Annotated in this window: 22 protein-coding genes; 7 read left to right on the plus strand and 15 right to left on the minus strand. The window is 68.9% G+C overall.

Annotation, left to right across the window (positions count from 1 at the left end):
- Positions 1-32 precede the first annotated feature (32 nt).
- The 7 genes from HW837_RS19765 to HW837_RS19795 all read right to left on the minus strand — a co-directional run bounded on the left by HW837_RS19765 (position 33) and on the right by HW837_RS19795 (position 6,730).
- Complete coding sequence (locus tag HW837_RS19765) at positions 33-866, minus strand: VOC family protein (protein WP_390623616.1); 834 nt, start codon at positions 864-866, stop codon at positions 33-35.
- A gap of 118 nt (positions 867-984) precedes the next feature.
- Positions 985-1,440 (minus strand): VOC family protein, encoded by a 456-nt coding sequence (locus HW837_RS19770; RefSeq protein ID WP_045559005.1) that lies wholly within the window; start codon positions 1,438-1,440, stop codon positions 985-987.
- A 174-nt stretch (positions 1,441-1,614) separates the two neighbouring features.
- Positions 1,615-2,040, minus strand: a complete 426-nt coding sequence (locus HW837_RS19775) for a helix-turn-helix transcriptional regulator (protein ID WP_045559247.1) — start codon at positions 2,038-2,040, stop codon at positions 1,615-1,617.
- A gap of 34 nt (positions 2,041-2,074) precedes the next feature.
- Positions 2,075-2,983: a carbohydrate ABC transporter permease gene (locus HW837_RS19780; RefSeq protein ID WP_052682929.1), complete on the minus strand. Its 909-nt coding sequence runs from the start codon at positions 2,981-2,983 to the stop codon at positions 2,075-2,077.
- Between the two features lie 2 nt (positions 2,984-2,985).
- Complete coding sequence (locus HW837_RS19785; protein WP_192366078.1) at positions 2,986-3,972, minus strand: carbohydrate ABC transporter permease; 987 nt, start codon at positions 3,970-3,972, stop codon at positions 2,986-2,988.
- 126 nt (positions 3,973-4,098) lie between these two features.
- Positions 4,099-5,454, minus strand: a complete 1,356-nt coding sequence (locus HW837_RS19790) for an ABC transporter substrate-binding protein (RefSeq protein ID WP_193382679.1) — start codon at positions 5,452-5,454, stop codon at positions 4,099-4,101.
- A gap of 253 nt (positions 5,455-5,707) precedes the next feature.
- Positions 5,708-6,730: a LacI family DNA-binding transcriptional regulator gene (locus tag HW837_RS19795; protein ID WP_045559002.1), complete on the minus strand. Its 1,023-nt coding sequence runs from the start codon at positions 6,728-6,730 to the stop codon at positions 5,708-5,710.
- 183 nt (positions 6,731-6,913) lie between these two features.
- On the opposite strand from HW837_RS19795, the gene HW837_RS19800 reads away from it, so the two are divergent.
- On the plus strand, positions 6,914-8,269 hold the full coding sequence (locus HW837_RS19800) for a glycoside hydrolase family protein (protein WP_193382678.1): 1,356 nt from the start codon (positions 6,914-6,916) through the stop codon (positions 8,267-8,269).
- Between the two features lie 183 nt (positions 8,270-8,452).
- Here HW837_RS19800 and HW837_RS19805 read toward each other — a convergent pair whose 3' ends face one another.
- The 3 genes from HW837_RS19805 to sodN form a co-directional block, all read right to left on the minus strand.
- The gene (locus HW837_RS19805; RefSeq protein WP_193382677.1) at positions 8,453-10,738 is read right to left on the minus strand and encodes a UvrD-helicase domain-containing protein; all 2,286 of its coding nucleotides are present in this window, start codon (positions 10,736-10,738) and stop codon (positions 8,453-8,455) included.
- Positions 10,735-11,625, minus strand: a complete 891-nt coding sequence (locus tag HW837_RS19810; RefSeq protein WP_193382676.1) for a hypothetical protein — start codon at positions 11,623-11,625, stop codon at positions 10,735-10,737. The genes HW837_RS19805 and HW837_RS19810 overlap by 4 nt, the downstream gene beginning before the upstream one ends.
- Positions 11,626-11,867: 242 nt before the next feature.
- Positions 11,868-12,263 (minus strand): superoxide dismutase, Ni, encoded by a 396-nt coding sequence (gene sodN, locus HW837_RS19815; RefSeq protein WP_045558998.1) that lies wholly within the window; start codon positions 12,261-12,263, stop codon positions 11,868-11,870.
- A 156-nt stretch (positions 12,264-12,419) separates the two neighbouring features.
- On the opposite strand from sodN, the gene sodX reads away from it, so the two are divergent.
- A complete protein-coding gene (sodX, locus tag HW837_RS19820) occupies positions 12,420-12,854 on the plus strand; it encodes a nickel-type superoxide dismutase maturation protease (RefSeq protein ID WP_045558997.1) in 435 nt (144 codons plus the stop codon).
- Here the strand turns inward: sodX and HW837_RS19825 are convergent.
- Positions 12,758-13,387, minus strand: a complete 630-nt coding sequence (locus HW837_RS19825; protein WP_045558996.1) for a CGNR zinc finger domain-containing protein — start codon at positions 13,385-13,387, stop codon at positions 12,758-12,760. The genes sodX and HW837_RS19825 overlap by 97 nt on opposite strands.
- Positions 13,388-13,512: 125 nt before the next feature.
- Here HW837_RS19825 and HW837_RS19830 point away from each other — a divergent pair, with 125 nt between their 5' ends.
- Entirely contained in the window at positions 13,513-14,271 is a 759-nt protein-coding gene (locus HW837_RS19830) for a class I SAM-dependent methyltransferase (RefSeq protein ID WP_093790706.1), read from the plus strand.
- 131 nt (positions 14,272-14,402) lie between these two features.
- Here HW837_RS19830 and HW837_RS19835 read toward each other — a convergent pair whose 3' ends face one another.
- Genes HW837_RS19835 through HW837_RS19845 form a run of 3 tightly spaced genes read right to left on the minus strand, consistent with a single transcriptional unit; the run spans position 14,403 to position 17,109 of the window.
- Positions 14,403-15,164 (minus strand): amino acid ABC transporter ATP-binding protein, encoded by a 762-nt coding sequence (locus HW837_RS19835; protein ID WP_045558995.1) that lies wholly within the window; start codon positions 15,162-15,164, stop codon positions 14,403-14,405.
- Positions 15,161-16,102, minus strand: a complete 942-nt coding sequence (locus HW837_RS19840) for an amino acid ABC transporter permease (RefSeq protein ID WP_045558994.1) — start codon at positions 16,100-16,102, stop codon at positions 15,161-15,163. Before HW837_RS19840 ends, HW837_RS19835 begins: the two co-directional genes overlap by 4 nt.
- Positions 16,103-16,146: 44 nt before the next feature.
- Positions 16,147-17,109, minus strand: coding sequence for an ABC transporter substrate-binding protein (locus HW837_RS19845; RefSeq protein ID WP_045558993.1), 963 nt, complete (start codon positions 17,107-17,109; stop codon positions 16,147-16,149).
- Between the two features lie 608 nt (positions 17,110-17,717).
- Between HW837_RS19845 and HW837_RS19850 the strand changes: the two genes are divergently transcribed.
- The 4 genes from HW837_RS19850 to HW837_RS19865 all read left to right on the plus strand — a co-directional run bounded on the left by HW837_RS19850 (position 17,718) and on the right by HW837_RS19865 (position 21,139).
- Positions 17,718-18,959: an NAD(P)-dependent malic enzyme gene (locus HW837_RS19850; RefSeq protein ID WP_045558992.1), complete on the plus strand. Its 1,242-nt coding sequence runs from the start codon at positions 17,718-17,720 to the stop codon at positions 18,957-18,959.
- Between the two features lie 286 nt (positions 18,960-19,245).
- A complete protein-coding gene (locus tag HW837_RS19855; RefSeq protein ID WP_060883326.1) occupies positions 19,246-20,211 on the plus strand; it encodes a zinc-binding dehydrogenase in 966 nt (321 codons plus the stop codon).
- Between the two features lie 107 nt (positions 20,212-20,318).
- The gene (locus HW837_RS19860) at positions 20,319-20,528 is read left to right on the plus strand and encodes a helix-turn-helix domain-containing protein (protein WP_007384656.1); all 210 of its coding nucleotides are present in this window, start codon (positions 20,319-20,321) and stop codon (positions 20,526-20,528) included.
- A complete protein-coding gene (locus HW837_RS19865) occupies positions 20,528-21,139 on the plus strand; it encodes a Clp protease N-terminal domain-containing protein (RefSeq protein WP_045558990.1) in 612 nt (203 codons plus the stop codon). The genes HW837_RS19860 and HW837_RS19865 overlap by 1 nt, the downstream gene beginning before the upstream one ends.
- Before the next feature lie 129 nt (positions 21,140-21,268).
- Here the strand turns inward: HW837_RS19865 and HW837_RS19870 are convergent, their stop codons facing one another.
- Positions 21,269-22,384 carry a PadR family transcriptional regulator gene (locus HW837_RS19870; RefSeq protein WP_045558989.1) on the minus strand — a complete coding sequence of 372 codons (1,116 nt, stop codon included), beginning with the start codon at positions 22,382-22,384 and terminating at the stop codon, positions 21,269-21,271.

The following is a 22,384-nucleotide window of genomic DNA, read 5'->3' on the forward strand; positions in this document are numbered from 1 at the left end:
CCCGGGCCGGCACGCACCCCGGGGCTTCGCTCTCACCCCGCTGTCGGAGGAAGTCCGCCCGTCTCCGGGTCCCGGGCCGTCAGGCAGTACGTGCCGCCCGCCGGGTCGCGCATCACGGTCCAGTGGGGCTGGTGGGACACATGGGTGGCGCCGAGGGACTCGTGGTGGGCCCGGACGGTGTCGATGTCGGCGCAGGCGAAGTCGAGGTGGGCGGAGGTCGGGCGCGGGGAGTCGAGGCGCTGGAGGAGGATGCGCAGGGGGAGGCCGGTCGGCGGGCGCAGCACATGGAACTCCGGGCGGGAACCCGGACGGGAGTCCCACCCCGTCAGGGCCGTCCAGAAGGTGACCTCGGCCTCGAAGGCGGCCGGCGTCACGTCGACGCACACCTGGTCCAGCCGCCTGCCGTCGACCACCGGCTGCCGCTCGGCCTCTCCGTGCCAGGGCACCACGCAGAAGAGCTGCCCGGCGGGTGAGCGCAGCACCGCCCAGTCGTCGTGCGGGGCGACGACCTCGGCGCCGAGGTCGACCGCCCGGTCGACGAGCGCGTGGACGTCCTCGACCAGGAGATCCAGGTGGGCGCCGCCGTCGCCAGAGTCGACCCCCTGCGCCTTCACGCAGGCGTCGCCGTTCTCCGGCAGCAGCGTGACGAACTCGCCCTGATCGCCCCGCGGCGCGGACAGCCGCGTCGCCGTGACCGCCGTCCAGAAGGCACAGGCCCGCTCGAACACGGCCGCCGGCCGGTCGACGAACGCGTACGTCCACCGAATCGGCCCACCGGCCCCGCCGGCCCCGCGCACCGAGCCGCTGCCCGAGCCGTCGTCCCCGAGGCCACCGCCGCCACTGCCGTTCCGGCCCACTCCACCCACAGCGCCGCTCCCTGTCGTACGGTCCAACCCCACGGCCGGACGACTCGTACGGTCCCTCTCCGCCCCGCTGCGCGCAACGCGGTTTCGGGGGCCGGGCGCGGCCGGGGCGCCCGGGTGATCAGTCCCGGCGCTGCATGAAGCGCAGCATGTTGCCCGCCGGGTCGCGGAACGCGCAGTCGCGGACGCCGTACGGCTGGTCCGTGGGTGCCTGGAGGACGTCGGCGCCGGAGGCTTCGACACGGGCGTAGAGGGCGTCGCAGTCGGTGGTGGTGAAGTTGACGCCACGCAGGACGCCCTTGGCGAGGAGGGTGGCGATGGTCTCGCGGTCGGCGGGGGAGGTGTCGGGGTCGGCGGCGGGCGGCTCCAGGACGATCTCGACGTCCGGTTGGAGCGGGGAGCCCACGGTGACCCAGCGCATGCCCTCGAAGCCGACGTCGCCGCGGACCTCCATGCCCAGCACGTCGCGGTAGAAGGCGAGCGCCTTGTCATGGTCGTCGACGGCGAGGAAGCACTGGGCGAGCTTCACGTCCGGGGCGGGGAGGCCGTGCGCGGTGTTCGGATCGTTCGTAGCCATGCCCTCACGCTAGTGCCGCGTCAGGCAACGTTCGCCCCGTCGCGACGCCCGGCACGCCCTCTCGCCGCACCGGCCGAAAACCCAAGTACATCCAGTACGAGGGCTTTCGGCCGGCACACCGAGAGCACGCACCGGACGCCGCTCCTTGACGGGCAGACGTTGCCTGACGCGGCACTAGGACGCCTCGCCCGGTTCCGCCGTGCGTATGCGGTGGCGGGTCGGGCGGGTCAGGCGCTTCGCCACGCACGCAGGGATGGCCGCGCTCTCCTCGTGCGAGCGGGCCCGGTACGCGCTCGGGGTCTCGCCGACCAGCTCGGTGAAGCGGGAGCTGAACGACCCGAGCGACGTACAGCCCACGGCCATGCACACCTCGGTCACCGTGAGGTCGCCTCGGCGCAGCAACGCCTTGGCGCGCTCTATGCGGCGGGTCATGAGATAGCCGTACGGGGTCTCGCCGAAGGCCGCGCGGAAGCTGCGCTGGAAGTGTCCGGGGGACATCAGCGCGGTGCGGGCGAGCGCGGTCACGTCCAGCGGCTCGGCGTACTCGCGGTCCATGCGGTCCCGCGCCCGCCGCAGCCGCACCAGATCGTCCCGGTTCATGCCCACAGCATCGCACCGGCCACTGACAACCGCGTCACCCCTTCACCGCCGAGCTGGCCACCCCCTGGACGAACCACCGCTGGAAGAAGGCGAAGACGATCAGTACCGGCAGGACGAGGAGGACGCCGAAGGCGAGGATCTGGCCCCAGTCCGGGGGCTGCTGGCCCTGGAAGACGCTCATCTCCAGCGGAAGCGGACGGACCGACGGGTCGGAGACCATCAGCACCGGCCACAGGAACGATCCCCACTGAGTGAGGAAGGTCAGGATGGCGACCGAGGCGAAGGCCGGCTTCGACATCGGGACGATGATCGCGAAGAAGGTGCGCCAGGGGCCCGCGCCGTCCAGCCGGGCGGCCTCCTCGATGCTCGGCGGGATCGAGCGGAAGAACGTGTGGAACTGGTAGACCGAGAAGGCGTTGGCGACGAACGGGAGCGCCTGGACGAAGAGCGTGTTGCGCTGGTCGTTGAACATGTAGAACAGCGGCACGGCCACCGACTCGAACGGCACCAGCATCAGCAGCAGGACCAGGGTGAAGACGGCCTCCCGGCCCCGCCACCTGAGCCGCGAGAGCCCGTACGCCGCCATCGAGTTGACGAAGAGACCGCCGGTCACCACCACGAACGCCAGCAGCAGCGAGACGCCCATGAACTGCCAGAAGTAGCCCGTGCTGTCGGAGTTCAGGCTGTCCAGGACGGCGGAGTAGTTGTCGAAGGACAGATGGGTGGGGAGGAAGCCGGACAGTCCGTTGAGGACCTCGTCGGACGGCTTGAGGCTGCCCAGGAGGAGGTAGAGGACGGGCAGCGCGAAGACGAACGCCAGGACGGAGAGGACGGCGTAGTCGAGGAAGCGGCGCAGCGGTCCGCGGGACAGGCCGCCGCTCGTGGCCGCGCCCCTGCCCATGCCCGTGCCCACACCGGTGTGCGTGCTCGTGGTCGTGCTCATGGTCAGTCCTCGTTGTCGGGCCGGACGACGCGGCGCTGGATCAGGGTCAGGGCGACGACGATCAGGAAGAACACGACGGTGATCGCGGACGCCTGGCCGATGTTGTTCTGGTCGAAGGCGGTGGTGACGGCCTGGTACATCACCGTGCGGGCCGCGTCCTCGTCGAGCCCGCCGCCCTTCACCAGGACGTACACCTGGTCGAAGACGCGGAAGGACAGCACCGAGGTGAGCATCACGACGAAGACGAGCGTGGAGCGGATGCCGGGCAGGGTGACGTGCCGGAACTGCTGCCACCGCGACGCCCGGTCGAGCTGGGCGGCCTCGTAGAGCTCGCCCGGTATCTGCTGGAGCCCGGCGAGCAGGATGACCATCTGGAACCCCACGCCCTGCCAGACGGAGAGGACGATGATCGACGCCATGGCGGTCAGGCCGTCGCCGAGCCAGTCGAACGCGCCCCAGTTGCCGAGACTCACCGCGTCCAGAGCCGAGTTGAGCATGCCCTGGTCGCTGCGGGCGAGGATCAGCCGCCAGATCACCGCGACCAGGGCCATCGGGAAGACGACCGGCATGAAGAACACCGACCGGAAGATCCCGATCGCCTTCAGCTTGCGGTTGAGCAGGATCGCCAGGCCCAGCGCGAGGCCCGTCTGGAGGGGGACGACGACCACGGCGAAGGTCAGGTTGTTGAGCAGCGCCCGCAGGAACGGGCCGGAGAGGTCGGGGTCGGTGAACAGCCGCCGGTACTGCTCGACTCCGAAGAAGGTGGGTTCCAGCGGGGAGCCGAGGCGCACGTTGTAGAAGGAGAGCACGACGGCGTAGCAGAAGGGGATGCCGACGAAGGCGATCAGTCCGGCGACGGCGGGGGCGGACATGAGCAGTCCGGACAGCCATTCACGGTCGCGGCGTGACGGCCGCCGGGCCGGTGTGCCGGGGGATGCGGCCTGCTGCCGGCCTGGGGCCGCCGCGGGCGCGGGTTCCACGGTTTTCACGGAGGGGTCCTCTTCCCGGAGGGGCGGACGGACACGGCGTGCGCGCCCGCCCCGGCCGATGGGTTCGGCTGAACCCGTTGAGTTCGACTGGACCGATGGGTGCGATGCGGCCGACCGGGCGCGTCGCTACGGGATCTCGTAACCGGCGTTGTCCGAGAAGTCCCGGTCGATCGCGCGGGCGGCCTTCGCCAGGGCCTCCTTGGGGTCGGCGCCGCCGTAGATCGAGTTCACGGCCTCGCTGAACTTCGCGGTCACCACGGGGTATCCGGCGGTCACCGGCCGGGTGACGGCGACGCACGACGTGCTGATGTCGCGGTCGCCGCAGGGCTTGGCGAGCTGGTCGGCGAAGAGCTGGAGCGGGCCGCCCTGCTTGTAGAGGGGGCTCGCGGCGAGCGCGGACTTGGTGGCCGGCGGAGCGCCGTTGGCCTTCGTCATGGCGCCGACGTTGGTGTCGTCGAGCAGGAAGTCCAGGAAGGTGCCCGCGGCCTTGGCGTTCTTGCTGTTCGCGCCGACACCCCAGGCCCAGGAGCCCTGGCCGGTCTTCGGGCCGTCGCCGAAGTCGGGCAGCGGCAGCACGACCAGGTCGTCACCGAGCGCCTCGCTGTAGGCGGGGTACATCCAGTGCCCGACCCAGCTCAGGGCGACCCGGCCCTTGGCGAAGGCGTTGCCGTCGGTGTTGGCGTCCGTCGTGGCCTTCCAGGACTGGAAGGTCTTCATGGCCGACACGACGGCAGGGGTGTCCAGGGCGCCCTCCGCCTTGCCGTCCTTGAGCAGGGAGCCGCCGGCCGACCAGACGATCGGGGCGAATCCGTAGGTCCCCCACTCGTTGGCGTAGCCGTTGCCCTCCTGGAGGTCGATGACCTTGCCGTCGGAGTCCTTCGCCTTGAGCGCCTTGAGCGCGGCGTCGAACTCCTGCGCGGTCCAGGCGTCGTCCAGGCCCTTCGGGTACGTCACACCGGCCGCGTCCAGCAGCTTCTTGCTGCCGTACATGCCGAGCCCGGAGTCGAACATGCCCAGGCCGTAGTGCTTTCCGTCGATCTCGCCCTGCGCCTTGCTCGCGTCGGTCGCGTTGGCGAGTGTCTTGGCGGAGACGTGGTCGTCGATCGGGGCGAGCTTCTTGTTGTAGACGAAGTTCGCCATCGTCGGGCCGTCGAACTCCATGACGTCCGGCAGTTCGCTCGCGTCCGTCGCGGTGATCGTCTTGGTGTAGTCGGTCTCCGGTATCAGCTTCAGTTCGACCTTGACCTTCTTCTGCGAGGAGTTGAACGACTTCACCGCGTTCTGCAGCGCCTCCGACTCGCTCTTCTGCCCCTGGTGGGCCCAGATGCTGATCGTCCCCTCGCCGCTGCCGGCCTCGGCGGACGTGTCGCCCCCACCGCCCCCGCCGCAGGCGGCCAGCACCGCCAGGGGAAGGGTCAGGGCCACTCCCGTACGGGCGGCGCGGCGGAACCTTCTGCTGGTCGAGCCGATGGTCGGATTCATGGTGTGTGCCTCCGTGCGAGATGAGGGTGCGAGGTGCGGGGGGCTCTCGGGTGCTGGGCGGCCGGGCCCGACGGCGTTCGGCGGGCGGGGACATGAGAGGTACGGGGCATGCGGGCCGTATGGGGCGTGCAGGTCGTGCGGGCCGTGTGGGCCCTGTGGGGTGTACGGGCCGTGTGGGCCCTGTGGGGTGTACGGGCCGTGCGGGGTGTACGGGTCGTCCGGGACGTGCGGGGTGTGCAGGTCGTCCGGGGCGTCACTGGGGACCGCGCGGACGCGGTGGTGCCGTCGTCTCGCGCAGGACGAGCCGGATCGGCATCTCCAACCGGCCGGGCGGCCGTTCGGCGTCCGGCTCGTCCAGTTGCCGCAGCAGCAGCCGGGCGGCCTCCGCGCCCTGACCGGCGACCGGCTGGGCGACGGTGGTCAGCCCGACCACATCGGCGAGTTCGTGATCGTCGAAGCCGACCACCGACACGTCGTCCGGCACCCGGAGCCGATGCCGTCTGAGCGCGCGCAACGCGCCCATCGCCATCTCGTCGGACTGGGCGAACACGGCGGTCGGCGGCCGGGACGAGGCCAGCAGTTCGGTCATCGCCCGCTCGCCGCCGTCCACCGTGTAGTCGCCGTCCGCCACCAGCGCCGGATCGTGCTCGATCCCGGCCTCGGCGAGGACCTGCAGATAGGCGGTGCGACGGTCGACGGGGGTGGTCCAGTGCAGCGGTCCGCTGGCCCCGGAGATCATGCCGATCCGGCGGTGGCCGAGGTTCACCAGATGCCGTACGGCGCTCTCCGCGCCCGCCCGGTCGTCGATGCCGACCACCGTGAAGCCGGGCCGCGCGCCCCCGACCGTGGAGGCCAGAGGCACCCCGAGGGAGCGCAACGCGGCGGACTCGTCCTCGTCCGGGATGAGCAGCGACAGCACCGCGTCGACCCGCTTGCGCACCGGCAGCTTGGTGAAGAACCGCTTGCGCGCCTCGGCCGAGCCCAGGTTGTAGAGCAGTACGTCGTAACCGGCGGCGCTGAACACCTGCTCTGCCGCGTCCAGCACGGTCCCGAAGAACCAGCGGCCGATGTACGGGGCGACGACCCCGATCGTGTACGTGCGCCCGCTGGCCAGGCTGGACGCCGAACGGGAGGCGGTGTAGCCGAGTTGTGCGGCGACGGCCGCGATCTGGGTGCGCACCTCGTCAGAGACGCCCGGCCGGCCCCGCAGCGCGCGGGACACGGTGGACGCCGAGACGCCGGCGGCGCGGGCGACATCGGTGATGCTGACCGTCACGGCGGATTTCTCCCGTCGGGTTCACGTCGGTGTGTGTCTGGGGGTGACGTGACCGTAAACCCGGCCTCCTTGTTGCGCAAGCGTTTGCGTTCAGTTTTACTTGCGCTGATTCTCAAGCGATATCTCTCCGAACCATGGTCAGCGCACGCGTTTGGGCGCTACGAGCCGACAGGACTGCTGCGCATGCGATACGCCCCGCCCGGCCTCTGCGTGAACGACTTCGCCCTGCTCCGCGAGGACGACGGCACCTACACGGTGCTGCATCTCCAGGGCCCCTGGACCGCCGAGTTCGACCATCTGCGGATGGAGACCTCCTACGGTCGGGCCACCTCGGTCGACCTGGTCGGCTGGCGGCCCGAGGGCACCGCCTTCGGCAACGGTCTGCCCGGGCGCTTCGACCAGCAGGCGGTGTGGACGATGCACCCCATCCGCCACGGCACGGGGAGCGCGATGTTCTACACGGGGGTGAGCGGGCTGACTCCGGAGGGCTGGCCCCTCCAGTCCGTCGGCCTCGCCCGTTCCGACCGCACGGACGGCACGGGCTGGCGGCGCCACGGCACCGGACCGGTCGTCGAGGCCGACGCCCGCTGGTACCGCACCGGCGACCGCATGGGCTGGCGCGACCCGTTCGTCGTCCCCGACGACGAGGGCGACGGCTGGGTCATGGTGATCTGCGCGAGCGACGCCTCGCTCCCCGTGGAGGTCAGCGGTTGCGTGGCCCTCGCCACGTCACCGGACCTGGAGCACTGGACCGTCCACCCGCCGCTGGTGTCCCCGGGCGACGTGGACGAGCTGGAGTGCCCCGTCCTGGAGCGCCTCGACGACGGCACCTGGCTCCTGCTGGGCTCGATCGGCGCGACGCGCGGCTTCGACGCATGGACCGCCCCCCGTCTGCGTGGCCCCTGGACCCGGCACGGCGGGCTCGGCCCCACCGGGGCGTACGCCCCCCGCGTCACCACCGACCCGGACGGCGCCCGAGTCGTGCTGCACACGACCCCGCGCCGGGTCGGCCTCACCGATGCCGGTGACACCTGCCGGGGGATGCTCGCCCAGCCCAAGTCCCTGGTCGTACCGGACGGTTCGGCCCCTTACCTGGCCTGGTGGCCGGGCCTGGACGCCTGGCTCGGCGAGCCGACGACCGCCCCGGCCCTCCACGCGGTCGGCGACATCGCCCTCTCCGGCCGCCCCGTCGAGATCGCCCTGCGCACCGATACCGCCGACCCCGCCCGCCCGGCCCTCACCGTCAGCTGCGACGGCAGGAAGCTCCAGGCCACGGGCCTCGCCGGCGCCCCGTTCGCGGAGACGGTCCTGGGTGAACCCCCCGCGTCCCTGCGCATCCTGACGGTCGGCGAGTACGTCGAGGTCTACGCGGACGGCGTCTTCGTCCTGACCGCCCTCTGCTACTCCGGCCGCCCCGCCCCCTGGACGGCCACCACCGACGGCCGCCCCACCCCGGTCCCCGTCCGCCCCCTCCGCCTCCCGGACCCCGACCGCGACGACGCGTCGGCGATCTGGCCGGGCCCCGACCCGACCCCCTGACGCCGGCCGGGCGAACGGCCCGCACAGGCCCCCGAACACGACCGCACCCGGCCCGTCACACCGTCGTGCGAGACGGCGGTATACGGACCGGGTGCGGACGGGAGCAGGCCGGGGCTACCCCATTTTTGCGGAATTCGGATTTCCTGACGAAGTACGTACGCTCTGGACTGCCCCTGTTTTCCACTACGACCGGAGATTGGGTGCGGTGGGGGAACCGGTAACCGCTACATCGGCATCGACGGCCTTGCCCAGTACTTCGCCGAAGCCTCCTTGCTCCTGTGGGGCGACGACGGTCAGATGCTCCTCGGCGCGGCTCGCAGCCAGATAGAACTGGGAGTACAGGGCCCGCATTGCGCTGATGCCATGTCCGTACTCGTGGTTCCCGCTAGTGCCCCCGACCACCACGACATGCGAAAACTGTAGGCCGGCTGCATACTCGGCTGCCGTCACGATGAGGGCGCGCCGCGAGTAGCGCAGTCGTTCGATCTCGTCCCTTCCGTCGATCAGGACGTACGAGGCCGTGGAGTGTCCCTTTTCCTTGAGGACCTCTCTGATTTCCTCCAGCTCGCTGTTCCCTATTCCGATGAGGGCCACCCGCTGTTCCTGAGTGCTCGCGGCGTGCAAGGCGAAAGCTTCTGCGACGCCCGTCTGGGCCAACTGGTGACGGCTGACGAATCGTGCTCTGGGCAGCTCCCGGCCAGTCTTACCGGAGTTGGGGATCGCGTCGTACACCCAGTCGTGTCCGAGCTCTACCACGTTCGGCATCTGGGTGTGCAAATAGCGCAGGAAATTGAAGACGGGCTCGGTGAATCGATGCGTGGTCTTCAAATCGATCGACTTCGTCTGCCCGCGCTGGATCATGCTGCTGGTAGTGCGGCTGATATCGGTCTCGGCAAGTCCGGTGAGCAGCAAGAAAACGGACTGGCTCGGGTCCATGGCCATGACCAGGCGCGGTGGCTTCTCCGCTTCGCGCGTGAGTAAATGCAGGAGGTAGCGCTCGGGGTCGCTGAAGAGATGAAACTCATCGACGAAGACGATGTCGTAGCCACGGCCGGCCCGGACGGCATTCCACTCGTATTTCTCGAGATCCCTCCTCAGATCGTCCACCACCTGGTCGGTGGTGACCAGGCCCTCCTCCACCAGCTGTCGGACGTAGTACTTGTAGACGCGGAAGGAAAGTTCTCGGTCCGCATTCGTCTCGAGTGGCACCATCCACGATTCGCGAGGGAGATCGATGTATTTCTGCAGCGCATTGGGGAGGGTCTTGATCTCACGCGAGTCGAAGACCTCAGCGAATTCACGCAGCAATGCCCAGCACAGACGGAGTCGATCGGCGTCGTCCCGGTCGGCGTCGACGCCCCGCTGTACCCAGTCACTGACATTCGCCTTGTAGCTCGTCCAAATGCTGGACTTGATGTGCTCGACAGCCTCGCTGATGAGGCGCATCTGCTGCTGCTTGCCGTCCAGGCTGTCCTCGCCGAGGACCTCGACCTCCGACGACAAGGGGCCTTGGAGCCACTCCTTCAGGTAGAGGAGCGGCATGACGTCGATCCTGGAGGAGAGCCCGCGCTCGTCGAGCCGCCTGAACGCTTCCTCGACCTGCTCCGCCATGGACCAACTGTGCGTGAGGAACAGGATCCGAGGCAGGGCTGCGCTGCCGGTGGCCGGGCTCTGGGCGCTGCTCTCCGCCGGAGAGGACTTGTACAGCTCGTGCAGCGCCTTCAGCTGAAGGGTGAGGGTTTTGCCCGAGCCGGCGACACCCCGGATCTTCAACGGGTCGGCCAATGCGTTGTCGAGAATGTCCCGCTGGGCGTCCGTCAGTTGCGGAAGCCACTCCGAGTACGAGCGTTCACGGGCAACGGATCCCGCACCCACCCGCATCAGGTCGATGGAGGGCTGCAGCAGTTGGGGCTTCGCCTTGACGCTACTGAACGCCTTGACGGCCGCCTCCAACACCTGGCGGTAACCGTAGATCGCATCGCTGACGGGCGCATGGTCGATGGTGAAGCTCTGAAGGGGTTTCGGATCGCTCCGGTCGGTGAGGTACCAGAAAGCCGCATGTCCTCCTGGGAGAGTTTCGGCGACCCATCGCAGCGAGTCAGGGTTGATGTTGCGGGGTAGTGCGAAGAAAGCCAGAAAATTTTCGTACGAGAACTTGCTCCACTGATGCGGAAGGGAGACGGGCGGATGAGCCATTGCGCGAGATGCCCGGTCGATGCGTTCCAAGAAACGGGTGGCCGTCTCCGTGGAGTTGTCGTCCGTGATCAGTTCCCAGCACCAGTTGTTCACCAGGATCAATCGACTGTCCTGATCGTCCTCGCGGCGTACGAAGAAGCGGCAGTCCATCGTGTCGGAGAGGAATAGGTTGTCTCCCAGCAGCCCTGGTCCAGGATTTGACTCGAAGCCTTCGACACGGCCGTGCTCGATGTATTCAGGAAGGCTGCTGCTTGTAAAGACGATCAACGTCACTTGCCCCAACTTTCAACGTAGTCATCAAGGTGGGAGTCCCGTGCTTCCTCGTAGTCGGTAGGCAAGCCGATGTCGGTGAAAACCTGAGCCATCTGCTGGACGACACGGTGACAATAGAGGGTCTTGAGACGGGCGATACGTCGGGCTCGATGTTCCCCGGGGGAGTGGTATTCATCGGCCGGACGCAGGGCTACCGAGGAGTCCTCGATGCTGCGGATGAGGCGCAACATCACGACGTAGCCACCTGAATGGCCGGGGCCGGGCTCGGACAGGTAGAGGGTGTCGCCGGGGAAGCTTCTGAGTCTGCTTCTTATCTCCTTTCGGAGCGTTTCCTTGCTGCTCGTCCTGGGCTTGCGCAGTTTGTCGAGATCGGTACTGAGCACCTCAAGGTGATTCCAGTACTCCGAAGAGTCAGTGCACTGCTTCAGAGTGACCTGGGCGGTCCAGTAAAGCTTGAAGGTCTGGAGTGCGGTCTCGAAGCGTGGGTGCTCCTTGCTGTCCGGGGGCAGCAGTACCGAAATTTGCTCCATCGGGTAGCCGAGGTGCAGCATCTCCAGGGCGCGTTCCACGGAATCGGTTGCCACTTCCTGGGCGAACAGGCCGTGCAGTGCTTTCTCTGTCCTTGTGCATTCCGTGGCGAGGATCTTCGGAATGATGAATTGCTGGACGTAGACGTCGAACGGAATTGCCGGCACATAGGTGACCGTTCCCCAGTGTTTCCCGAAGGACAAGTCGCAGTTCGCGGTCACAACAATGGCAATCGTGTCGCGCCAGCCGACCGGGAATTCCTCTTTCTGGAGGAACTCCAGTACATCGCCCTGCCGTAGGGGCTGCTCGCTCAAGCCGGTCTCGTACTCGCGGAACGGTGCTGATGTGGCGTCCATCACGTCTGGATGCTACAGGCCGGCCCTGACCTTTCGTAGCCGCTTGCAGGTTCAACTGCCCTGCCCTCCACAGCCCTTGACGCAAGGCCGGGGGGCTCGATCTCTAGAAGCGCGGAGAGCCTGCGGCCGGAAAAAAAGACCGCACCCGGGCCGTCATGGACGCCGTGTCGGCGACATGCGGACCGGGTGCGGACCGGTTGACCTGGCGACCAAGGAAATCGCAGGTCATATGGCGTGATCAAAGATCAGGCCTTCTTGGTCTCCCAGAAGATCTTGTCGATCTGGGCGATGTAGTCCAGAGCCTTCTGGCCCGTCGCCGGGTCGGTCGAGCCCTTGGCGGCCGAGAGGGCCTTGAGGGTGTCGTTGACCAGCTGGTGCAGCTCCGGGTACTTCTCGAAGTGCGGGGGCTTGAAGTAGTCGCTCCAGAGGACCGACACATGGTGCTTGGCGAGCTCGGCGCGCTGCTCCTTGATGACGGTCGCGCGAGCTTGGAAGTGCGCGTCGTCGTTGGCGGCCATCTTCTCCTGCACGGCCTTCACCGACTCCGCCTCGATGCGGGCCTGGGCCGGGTCGTACACACCGCAGGGCAGGTCGCAGTGGGCGCTGACCTTGACCTTGGGGGCAAACAGGCGGGAAAGCATGGAGCATTCCTTCCTCGTGATCGTCTTCTCAGGTGGGACATTACTCCCTACGAGAGAGGTTTTCGCGAGTGCCCCCATGGGCTTAGGACAAAAGTCCGGGGTCAGACTGGGACTGGTGGAGCACTGGAGAGGAACGGACCGGGGAGGTGCCGGGTGATGCCGGAACTGTCGCAGGAGAGCGAGCGGGGCAGGGCCCTCCTGCCCTTCGGAGTGGCCGAGGTCACGGGGCCCTCCATGGTTCCCACGCTGCGCCACGGCGACCAGCTGCTCGTCCACTACGGGGCACGCCTGCGGGTCGGAGACGTCCTCGTGCTGCGTCATCCCTTCCAGCAGGACCTGCTCGTCGTCAAACGGATCGCCGAGCGGCGCGACGGCGGGTGGTGGGTGCTCGGGGACAACGCGTACGCGGGCGGGGACAGCACGGACTACGGGGTCGTCCCCGACGAACTGGTGCTGGGGAAGGTGCGGTTCCGCTACCGGCCGAGGCCCGCGGGTCAGCGTTCGCCGTTCGCGCTCGCCCGCTGGGCGTTCTCGGCGGCCCGGCCCGTGTTCGGCGACCGGTCCGCCTCCAGGCGTTTGCGGGCCCGGTAGGCCGCCACGTTGGCGCGGGTCGCGCAGCGGTCCGAGCAGTAGCGGCGGGAGCGGTTGGTGGAGGTGTCGAGGTAGGCGTTGCGGCAGGGCGCGGCCTCGCACAGGCCGAGCCGGTCCACGCCGTACTCGGTGAGGTGGAAGGCCAGGCCCATCGCGGCGATGGCGGCATAGCCCGCCGTCGCGTTGGACGGGTGGTCCGCCAGGTGCATGTGCCACAGCGGGCTGCCGGCGTCGTCCCGGAAGTCGTGCCCCGAGATCTGCGGGCTCACCGGGAATTCGAGCAGCAACGAGTTCAGCAGGTCCACGGCGAGGGTCTCGTCGCCGCCGTTCGCCGCCTCGAAGACCGAGCGCAGCCGGGTCCGCACCGACCGGAACCGGGTGACGTCGGCGTCCGTCGCCCGCCGGGCCGCCTGCCGGTTGGGCCCGAAGAGATCGCGAACGGCCTCGACCGAGGTGAGCGTGTCCTTGCCCCGGGCCGGCTCCTCGGTGTTGACGAGGCGTACGGCGTAGTCCGAGTAATGGGCCAGTTCCACTTGTAGTCCTTACGAGGGCGTTCTAGTGTCGTGGTGTGGGTCAAGTAATGACTGCTCGTGCTTACAGGGTATTACGCGTGGACGGGAAGCAGTGGTACAAGCGGTACACCGAGGAAGGGGACCTCATGACCACCACGGCCGGAACCGACTGGCACGCCTGGCAGGAGAGCTGGGACCGGCAGCAGGAGCTGTATCTGCCGGACCGTGAGGAGCGGTTCCGGGTGATGCTCGACATGGTCGAGGCCTTCACCGGCCCCGAGCCCCGCGTGCTCGACCTCGCCTGCGGTACGGGTTCCATCACGTCCAGGCTGTTCGCGCGGTTCCCGAACGCCGTCAGCACCGGCGTGGACCTCGACCCGGCCCTCCTCGCCATCGCCGAGGGCACCTTCGACGGCGACCGGCGGGTCACCTTCGTGACCGCCGACCTCACCGGCCCCGACTGGCCGGCCCGGCTGCCGCACGACTCGTACGACGCCGTCCTGACGGCCACAGCCCTGCACTGGCTGCACAGCGAACCCCTCGCCGCCCTCTACGGTCAGGTCGCGGAACTCCTCCGCGACGGCGGTGTCTTCATGAACGCGGACCACATGATCGACCAGTCGACGCCCCGGATCAACGCGGCGGAGCGCGCGCACCGGCACGCGGGTATGGAACAAGCCACGGCGGACGGTGCTCTCGACTGGGCCGCATGGTGGCAGCTCGCAGCCCAGGACCCCGTGCTCGCCGCGCCGACCGCGCGCCGCTTCGAGATCTACGGCGAGCACGCCGACGGCGACTTCCAGAGCGTCGACTGGCACGCCCGCGTCCTGCGCGAGCAGGGCTTCGCCGAGGCCCGCGCGGTGTGGTGCTCGCCCTCGGACTCGATGGTGCTGGCGGTGAAGTAGCCCCCGGGCCCGACTACGGGTCCCGCGGCGCGGGGCGCGGGAGTGCGAGTCCCGTGACATGAGTCCCGTGACACGAGTGAGGGGCGGTACGGATGTCCGTACCGCCCCTGTTCGCTCGTGTGTCCGGTCGGTCAGAGGACCTTGGACAGGAACGACTGCGTCCGCTCTTCCTGCGGGTTCGTCAGCACGTCACGCGGGTTGCCGGACTCGACCACCACACCGCCGTCCATGAAGACCAGGCTGTCGCCGACCTCACGGGCGAAGCCCATCTCGTGGGTGACGACGACCATCGTCATCCCGGACTCGGCCAGGTCGCGCATGACGTCGAGGACGTCGCCCACCAGCTCCGGGTCGAGTGCCGAGGTCGGCTCGTCGAAGAGCATCAGCTTCGGTTCCATGGCCAGGGCCCGGGCGATGGCCACCCGCTGCTGCTGACCGCCGGAGAGCTGCGAGGGGTAGTTGCCCGACTTGTCGCCGAGGCCGACGCGCTCCAGCAGCTCGTGGGCGCGCTCACGGGCCTGGGCCCTGCTGACGCCCTTGACCTGGACCGGCGCCTCCATGACGTTCTCCGCGGCCGTCATGTGCGGGAACAGGTTGAAGCGCTGGAACACCATGCCGATGTCACGCCGCTTGAGCGCGACCTCGCTGTCCTTGAGCTCGTACAGCTTGTCGCCCTTCTGGCGGTAGCCGACCAGCTCGCCGTCGACGTACAGCCGCCCGGCGTTGATCTTCTCGAGGTGGTTGATGCACCGGAGGAAGGTCGACTTGCCGGAGCCGGACGGACCGATGAGGCAGAACACCTCGCCCGTCTGCACCTCCAGATCGATGCCCTTGAGGACCTCGACGGGGCCGAACGACTTGTGGATGCCCTCGGCCTTCACCATGGCGGTCATGCCGCGACTCCCTTCTTACGGCGCACCGGCAGCACGGCCGTCTTGAGACGCTGCATCGGTGTCGGCGGCAGGGACCGGGAGGACCCCTTCGCGTAGTGCCTCTCCAGGTAGTACTGCCCGACGCTGAAGATGCTGGTCAGGATCAGGTACCAGGCGGCGGCGAGGAACAGCATCTCCACCGTGGAACCGGAGCCCTGGCCGATGTCCTGGGCCGCCTTGAGCAGGTCCACGTACTGCACCGTCGAGACGAGCGACGTGGTCTTCAGCATGTTGATGACCTCGTTGCCCGTGGGCGGCACGATCACGCGCATCGCCTGCGGGATCACGATCCGCCGCAGCGTTTTCGCGTGGCTCATGCCGAGCGCGTGCGACGCCTCGGTCTGGCCCTCGTCGACCGAGAGCAGACCGGCGCGGCAGATCTCCGCCATGTACGCGGCCTCGTTGAGACCGAGGCCGAGCAGCGCCGTCAGCAGCGGCGTCATGAAGGACGACCAGTAGTCCTTGTAGATCGGCCCGAGGTTGATGTACTCGAAGACCAGGCCCAGGTTGAACCAGACGAAGAGCTGGACCAGGACCGGGGTGCCGCGGAAGAACCAGATGTAGAACCACGCCACCGACGAGGTCACCGGGTTCTTGGACAGCCGCATCACGGCGAGCAGGATGCCGCCGACGATGCCGATCACCATGGACAGCACGGTGAGCAGCAGGGTGTTCAGGACGCCTTCGATGATGCGGTCGTCGAAGAAGTAGTCGGGGACCGCACCCCAGTTGATCTTCTTGGCCTGCGCGAACGCGTAGACGATCGAACCGAGGAGGGCGAGTGCGATGGCCGCGGACACATAGCGCCCCGGGTGCCGGACCGGAATGGCCTTGAGGGCCTCCGGGCCGGCGGGGGGAGTGTCCGAGGGACCGTCCGTCTTGCTGACGTCAACAGTCACGGGTGGAGCCTTTCAGAACCGAACCGAGAATCAGGAGCGCGCGATCAGGAGCCGCCGTTGACCTTGGCCTCGGTGACGGCGCCGTCCTCGACGCCCCACTTCTTGATGATCTTCTCGTACTCGCCGCTGTCGATGATCGCCTGGACGGCGGCCTGGAGCGCGTCCCGCAGCTCGGTGTTGTCCTTCGCCACGGCGATGCCGTAGGGGCCGGCCTCGACCTGGTCGCCGACGATCTGGAAGTAGTCGCCGCCGCCCGAGGTCTTCACCGAGTACGCGGCCACCGGGTAGTCGGCGGAGACGACGTCCGCGCCCTTGGAGCGCATCCGGGTCTCGGCCTCGGGGTTGGTGGCGAAGTCCTCGATCTTGAGCGCCTTCTTCTTGTCGTCCTTGCACTTCTTCGCCTGGTCCTTGGCGAGGTCGTGCGAGAACGTGTTGCGCTGCACGGCGATCGTCTTGCCGCACAGGTCGTCCCAGGTCTTGATGCCCTGGTCGTCGCCCTTGTTGGTGTACAGCGAGACACCCGCGGTGAAGTAGTCGACGAAGTCCACGCCGGCGCCGACCTTCTTGCCGGTGTCGGCGTCGATGCCCTCCTGGCGGTCCTTGGTGTCGGTCATGGCCGACATCGCGATGTCGTACCGCTTGGCGGCCAGACCACCGATGAGGGTGTCGAAGGTGGCGTTCTGGAACTTGAAGTCCACACCGAGCTGCTTGCCCATCGCCGCGGCGATGTCGAGGTCGATGCCGACGACCTTGCCGGACTCGTCCTTGTACTCGACCGGGGCGTAGGCGATGTCGGAACCGACGTTGATGACGCCCTTGTCCCGGACGGACGCGGGGAGCTTGTCCGCCAGCGGCGCCGCGCTGGTGGAGGCGCTCTCGGAACCGCCCTCCTTCTTGGTCTGGTCACCGCAGCCGGTGAGCAGCAGGGCGCCCGCGACCGCGATCGCTCCGACCGCGGCTGTACGGGAACGCAGGCCGGTCGTACGACGGGTGGTGCTTGCGGTCATGGTGGGTTCCTCCGGCGGGGTGGTGTGGAGTTGCCGACAGGTCGACGATTAACACGCGTCTTCGAGTGTGGCGACCTCGTGTGATTACGGCATCTTGCCATTCGGGCATGTGCAATCAGATGACCAGCCATGTCAAAATCGGATAACGGGTGACCCCCGAATGACCTACGAACCGCCGTGGACCGCGTGATCACACCGGACCATGTGCGGGATTCCCCCCTTCCGGCCGGAAGATCTTCGGTGCATCTCAGGATGCGGTCGGCCGCGAACTCCGCACACGTGGCCGTACAGGATTTGTCGTGATGTGACCCGACTTGTCCTGTCATCCGTCGATGAGTCGAGCCAACCATGATCGTCTTCAATTGACCTTCGAGTTGTGACCTTCAAGGTATGAAGTCTCATGGACTCGTCGTCGGCGCCGTCCGTCCGGTAAGAAGGTTCTTTACACCCCTCATCCGGGGCCCAGGGCGCGTGTGCGGCGCGCCCGTCGCGTCTGAGCCCGCAGGCGTCGCCGTACGTACCGGTGACCTGGGCCTTACGCGGTGCCCGCCCGCCTCCGAACCGGGAGCGGTCACCCTCAAACCATGCAGACCTAAGGGGTACACACAGTGGCAGCGGAGATTGTCAATCCTCGCACCGACAACAGCGACGGCAGTACGGGCCAGGAAGGCGGCGGGGAGCCCCTCAATTCCCTCGACTCCTTCGACCCGGCGTTCGCCCTGCACCGCGGCGGCAAGATGGCCGTGCAGGCCACCGTGCCGATCCGGGACAAGGACGACCTGTCCCTCGCCTACACGCCCGGCGTCGCGCGGGTGTGCACCGCCATCGCCGAGCAGCCGGACCTGGTCAACGACTACACCTGGAAGTCGTCGGTCGTCGCCGTCGTGACGGACGGTACGGCGGTCCTCGGCCTCGGCGACATCGGCCCCGAGGCCTCCCTCCCCGTGATGGAGGGCAAGGCGATCCTGTTCAAGCAGTTCGGCGGCGTCGACGCGGTGCCGATCGCGCTCGCCTGCACGGACGTCGACGAGATCATCGAGACCGTGGTCCGCCTCGCTCCCTCCTTCGGCGGCGTGAACCTGGAGGACATCTCCGCGCCGCGCTGCTTCGAGATCGAGAAGCGGCTCCAGGAGCGCCTGGACATCCCGGTCTTCCACGACGACCAGCACGGTACGGCGGTCGTGACGCTGGCGGCCCTGCGGAACGCGGCGAAGCTGACCGGACGCGGTCTGGGCGACCTGCGCGCCGTCATCTCCGGCGCGGGCGCGGCGGGTGTCGCCATCGCCAAGATGCTGCTGGAGGCCGGTCTCGGCGACGTCGCGGTCACCGACCGCAAGGGCATCGTCTCCGTGGACCGCGAGGACCTCACCCCGGTCAAGCGCGAGCTCGCCGAACTCACCAACCGGGCCGGGCTGTCGGGCTCGCTGGAGGACGCCCTCGCGGGCGCGGACGTCTTCATCGGCGTCTCCGGCGGTACGGTCCCGGAGGAGGCGGTGGCCTCCATGGCGGAGAACGCGTTCGTGTTCGCCATGGCCAACCCCAACCCCGAGGTGCACCCGGACGTCGCCCACAAGTACGCGGCGGTCGTCGCGACCGGGCGCTCCGACTACCCGAACCAGATCAACAACGTCCTCGCGTTCCCGGGGATCTTCGCGGGGGCCCTTCAGGTGCGGGCCTCCCGGATCACCGAGGGGATGAAGATCGCGGCGGCGGAGGCGTTGGCGTCGGTGGTCGGTGACGATCTTGCGGCGGACTATGTCATTCCGTCGCCGTTCGACGAGCGGGTTGCTCCTGCTGTGACCGCGGCGGTGGCTGCGGCGGCTCGGGCGGAGGGTGTGGCTCGGCGTTGAGCCGTGGGGGTGGTCGGGGGTGCGTTCTTCGCCCCCGCCGCCCCTACCCGTCCCTCCTCAAGGGGCTGCGCCCCTTTGACCCCCGGCGTCCGTCCGGTGGGGGCTGGTCGCGCAGTTCCCCGCGCCCCTCAAAAAGCAGGGGCTGCGCCCCGTGCTTTTTGCTTTTAGGGGCGCGGGGAACTGACGACGCACCCCCTCGTTCCCGTGCCCGGTGGGTGGGGGACGGGACGCGTGTCACAGGGGTTCGCGGTTCCATCGGGTCCGGCATCCCCCTATGGTCAGGCGCATGTTCGCTGCCTACGCCGCCCGCATCGACCGTGATCAACCGCTCAACGGACTGGAGTTGGGCGACCGGCCCGCGCCGGAACCGAGGCCCGGCTGGACGACCGTGAGGGTGAAGGCCGCCTCGCTGAACCATCACGACCTGTGGTCCCTGCGCGGAGTCGGCCTCGCGGAGGACAAGTTGCCCATGATCCTCGGCTGTGACGCCGCCGGCGTCGACGAGGACGGCAACGAGGTCGTGCTGCACTCGGTGATCGGCCAGTCCGGCCACGGCGTCGGCCCGGACGAACCCCGCTCGATCCTCACCGAGCGCTACCAGGGCACCTTCGCCGAGCTCGTCTCCGTCCCCACCTGGAACGTCCTGCCCAAGCCGGCCGAGCTCTCCTTCGAAGAGGCCGCCTGTCTGCCCACCGCCTGGCTGACGGCCTACCGCATGCTCTTCACCAACGCCGGTGTACGCCCCGGCGACTCCGTTCTCGTCCAGGGCGCCGGCGGCGGTGTCGCCACCGCCGCGATCGTGCTCGGCAAGGCGGCGGGCCTGCGGGTCTTCGCCACCAGCCGGGACGAGGCCAAGCGCAAGCGGGCACTGGAACTCGGTGCCGTGGAGGCGCTGGAGTCGGGGGCTCGGCTCCCGCAGCGCGTCGACGCGGTCATCGAGACCGTCGGCGCCGCCACCTGGTCCCACTCGGTGAAGTCCCTGCGCCCCGGCGGCAGTCTCGTCATCTCGGGCGCCACCAGCGGCGATCGCCCCTCCCACGCCGAACTGACCCGCATCTTCTTCCTCGAACTCAAGGTCGTCGGCTCCACCATGGGGACCAAGGACGAGTTGGAGGATCTGCTCTCCTTCTGCGCCGCGACCGGTGTCCGCCCCGTCATCGACGAGGTGCTGCCGCTGGACCGCGCCCGCGAGGGCTTCGAACGCCTCGCGTCGGGCGACCAGTTCGGCAAGATCGTGCTCACCAGCCCCTGACGGGTTGACTCCCTCGGCGTGACGACGGCCGGCCCGGACCTCCGGGCCGGCCGTCGTCATGTCAACCAGGGTTGACGCGCCCGGTCATGTCAATGTAGGTTGACGTCATGACCGAAGCAACGGATCTCGCCGAGCGCGCGGGCGATCGAGACCCCCGGGTCGGACTGCGAGCCGTCGCCGCGCTGCGGAGGCTGCTGGAGCAGTTGGAGTCGGTACAGGTGCGCAGCGCGCGCAACCAGGGCTGGTCGTGGCAGGAGATCGCCGCGGAACTCGGCGTCAGCAGGCAGGCCGTCCACAAGAAGTACGGGAGGCATTGATGTTCGAGCGGTTCACGAAGGATGCCCGGGCCGTGGTACTGGGCGCGGTCGAGCATGCCGAACGCGCCCGTGCGGGGGAGGTGACCGAGGAACATCTGCTCCTCTCCCTGCTGGACAGGAAGGCCAGCCGCGCCTCGTTCGCCCTGGGCGCGCTCGGGCTGGCCGAGGGCGAGCGCCGCGACTCCGTCGCCCGGGCCCTCGCCGAGGCCCGGCGCCGGGGCGGCCTCTCCCGCGCGGACACGGACGCCCTCTCCGGTCTCGGCATCGACCTCTCGGAGATCGTCTCCCGCGTCGAAGAGGCCCACGGGGTCGGAGCGTTGGAACCGGGTGCGACGGGCCGCCGACGGCGGCGGTCGTCGGGGCATCGTCCCTTCACCCGCGGTGCCAAGGACGTCCTCACCCGCTCCCTGCGCACCGCCCACGCCCACCGCGACCTCCCCCACGCTCGAATCCGCTCGCGCGGGGGGACCCCCGTCATCGGCGACGAGCACCTCCTCCTCGCCCTCACCACCCGCCCCGGAGTCCCGGCCGAGGTCCTCGCCGACCATGGGGTGACCTACGAGACGTTGGAGCGGGTCCTCTACGGGGTCGGGGAGGCCAAGGCGGGTTGAGTTGAAGGGAGTCGGAGTCGGCTGGGAGGGGGCGGCGGTGGGAAGGGTGTTGCGGGCTGTCCGGGCGGCGCGACGGTCGGGCGGTTCCCCGCGCCCCTCGACGAGGGGTGCCCGATGCCGGTCCTCCGGTCACCCCCTGGGGGCTCGCAGTATCACCCCGATGTGTGCCGCCGCTGTCGACAGATGGCGGCGGGCGTCACGGAGTTGGGCCTCTGTCACGCCGTGGTCGCGGGCCGCGTCGCGGATGTCGTCGCGGAAGCGGTCCAGCAGGCGGTCGAGGTCGCGGGACGGGTCGCCGGTGGGGGTCTCGTGCACCCAGGCGGGCTCGTACTCGGCAGGGAAGTCCTCAGGGGTGGTCGAGTACTCGGGCTCCCCACCGCCGGTGGCTGTCCCGGTCCCCTTTGGCGAGGTCGTCCCCGGGCCCGGGCCGCCTTCCGCGCCGGCCGTCGTCGAGCCGGGCTCCGGTCCCGGCCGTCCGAAGCCGAAGTCCTTGCCGAACTCCTTTCCGAAGTCCTTCCCGAACTCGCCGAACTCCTTGGCCAGCTCGGTCAGCCCCTCGCGCACCCCCGTCGGCCAGTCGCCCCGGGTGAAGTGGTCCTGGACGTGGTCCTGGACCCGCTTGGCGATGCGCTGCAACTCCTCCTGGGCCTGGGTGCGGGCGTGCTCCTGCGCTTCCTTCGCCTGGCGGCGGGCGCGCTGGGCCTCCTCCCGGGCTCGCCGGCTCTCGTCCTTCGCCCGGCGGGCCTGCTCCTTCCACTCCTGCTTGACGCGGCGCATCTCCTCCTTCGCGACCCGCCAGGACTCGCTGTCGGCATACTCTCCGGGCTCTCCGGACGGGCCCCCGTCCCCGCCGCCCCTGCGGGCCTCGGAGGCCGCCGCCCGCATCTCACGGCGCAGGTCGCCCGCCGCGCCCCTGACATCGGCCCGGATCTCGGCGGCCAGCTCCGCGACCGACTCCCGGATCTCAAGCTCCAGATCGGCCAACTCGCCGCTGCGGTCGGCCAGTTCGGCGCGGCCCGCGTCGGTGATCGCGTAGACCTTGCGGCCGCCCTCGGTGGTGTGGGTGACCAGGCCCTCGGCCTCCAGCTTGGCCAGGCGGGGGTAGACGGTGCCGGCCGAGGGCGCGTACAGGCCCTGGAAGCGTTCCTCCAGCAGGCGGATCACCTCGTAGCCGTGGCGTGGGGCCTCGTCCAGCAGCTTCAGCAGGTACAGCCGCAGGCGTCCGTGGGCGAAGACGGGAGGCAT

The sequence above is a fragment of the Streptomyces caniscabiei genome (assembly GCF_014930365.1).
Lineage (GTDB): Bacteria > Actinomycetota > Actinomycetes > Streptomycetales > Streptomycetaceae > Streptomyces > Streptomyces caniscabiei.

What these genes read in the sequence shown, in the direction of transcription:
- HW837_RS19770 (WP_045559005.1), bottom strand. Translation starts at nt 1,440, where the DNA reads ATGGCTACGAACGATCCGAACACCGCGCACGGCCTCCCCGCCCCGGAC.
- HW837_RS19775 (WP_045559247.1), bottom strand. Translation starts at nt 2,040, where the DNA reads ATGAACCGGGACGATCTGGTGCGGCTGCGGCGGGCGCGGGACCGCATG.
- HW837_RS19780 (WP_052682929.1), bottom strand. Translation starts at nt 2,983, where the DNA reads ATGAGCACGACCACGAGCACGCACACCGGTGTGGGCACGGGCATGGGC.
- HW837_RS19790 (WP_193382679.1), bottom strand. Translation starts at nt 5,454, where the DNA reads ATGAATCCGACCATCGGCTCGACCAGCAGAAGGTTCCGCCGCGCCGCC.
- HW837_RS19800 (WP_193382678.1), top strand. Translation starts at nt 6,914, where the DNA reads ATGCGATACGCCCCGCCCGGCCTCTGCGTGAACGACTTCGCCCTGCTC.
- sodN (WP_045558998.1), bottom strand. Translation starts at nt 12,263, where the DNA reads ATGCTTTCCCGCCTGTTTGCCCCCAAGGTCAAGGTCAGCGCCCACTGC.
- sodX (WP_045558997.1), top strand. Translation starts at nt 12,420, where the DNA reads ATGCCGGAACTGTCGCAGGAGAGCGAGCGGGGCAGGGCCCTCCTGCCC.
- HW837_RS19830 (WP_093790706.1), top strand. Translation starts at nt 13,513, where the DNA reads ATGACCACCACGGCCGGAACCGACTGGCACGCCTGGCAGGAGAGCTGG.
- HW837_RS19835 (WP_045558995.1), bottom strand. Translation starts at nt 15,164, where the DNA reads ATGACCGCCATGGTGAAGGCCGAGGGCATCCACAAGTCGTTCGGCCCC.
- HW837_RS19845 (WP_045558993.1), bottom strand. Translation starts at nt 17,109, where the DNA reads ATGACCGCAAGCACCACCCGTCGTACGACCGGCCTGCGTTCCCGTACA.
- HW837_RS19855 (WP_060883326.1), top strand. Translation starts at nt 19,246, where the DNA reads ATGTTCGCTGCCTACGCCGCCCGCATCGACCGTGATCAACCGCTCAAC.
- HW837_RS19860 (WP_007384656.1), top strand. Translation starts at nt 20,319, where the DNA reads ATGACCGAAGCAACGGATCTCGCCGAGCGCGCGGGCGATCGAGACCCC.
- HW837_RS19865 (WP_045558990.1), top strand. Translation starts at nt 20,528, where the DNA reads ATGTTCGAGCGGTTCACGAAGGATGCCCGGGCCGTGGTACTGGGCGCG.
- HW837_RS19870 (WP_045558989.1), bottom strand. Translation starts at nt 22,384, where the DNA reads ATGCCTCCCGTCTTCGCCCACGGACGCCTGCGGCTGTACCTGCTGAAG.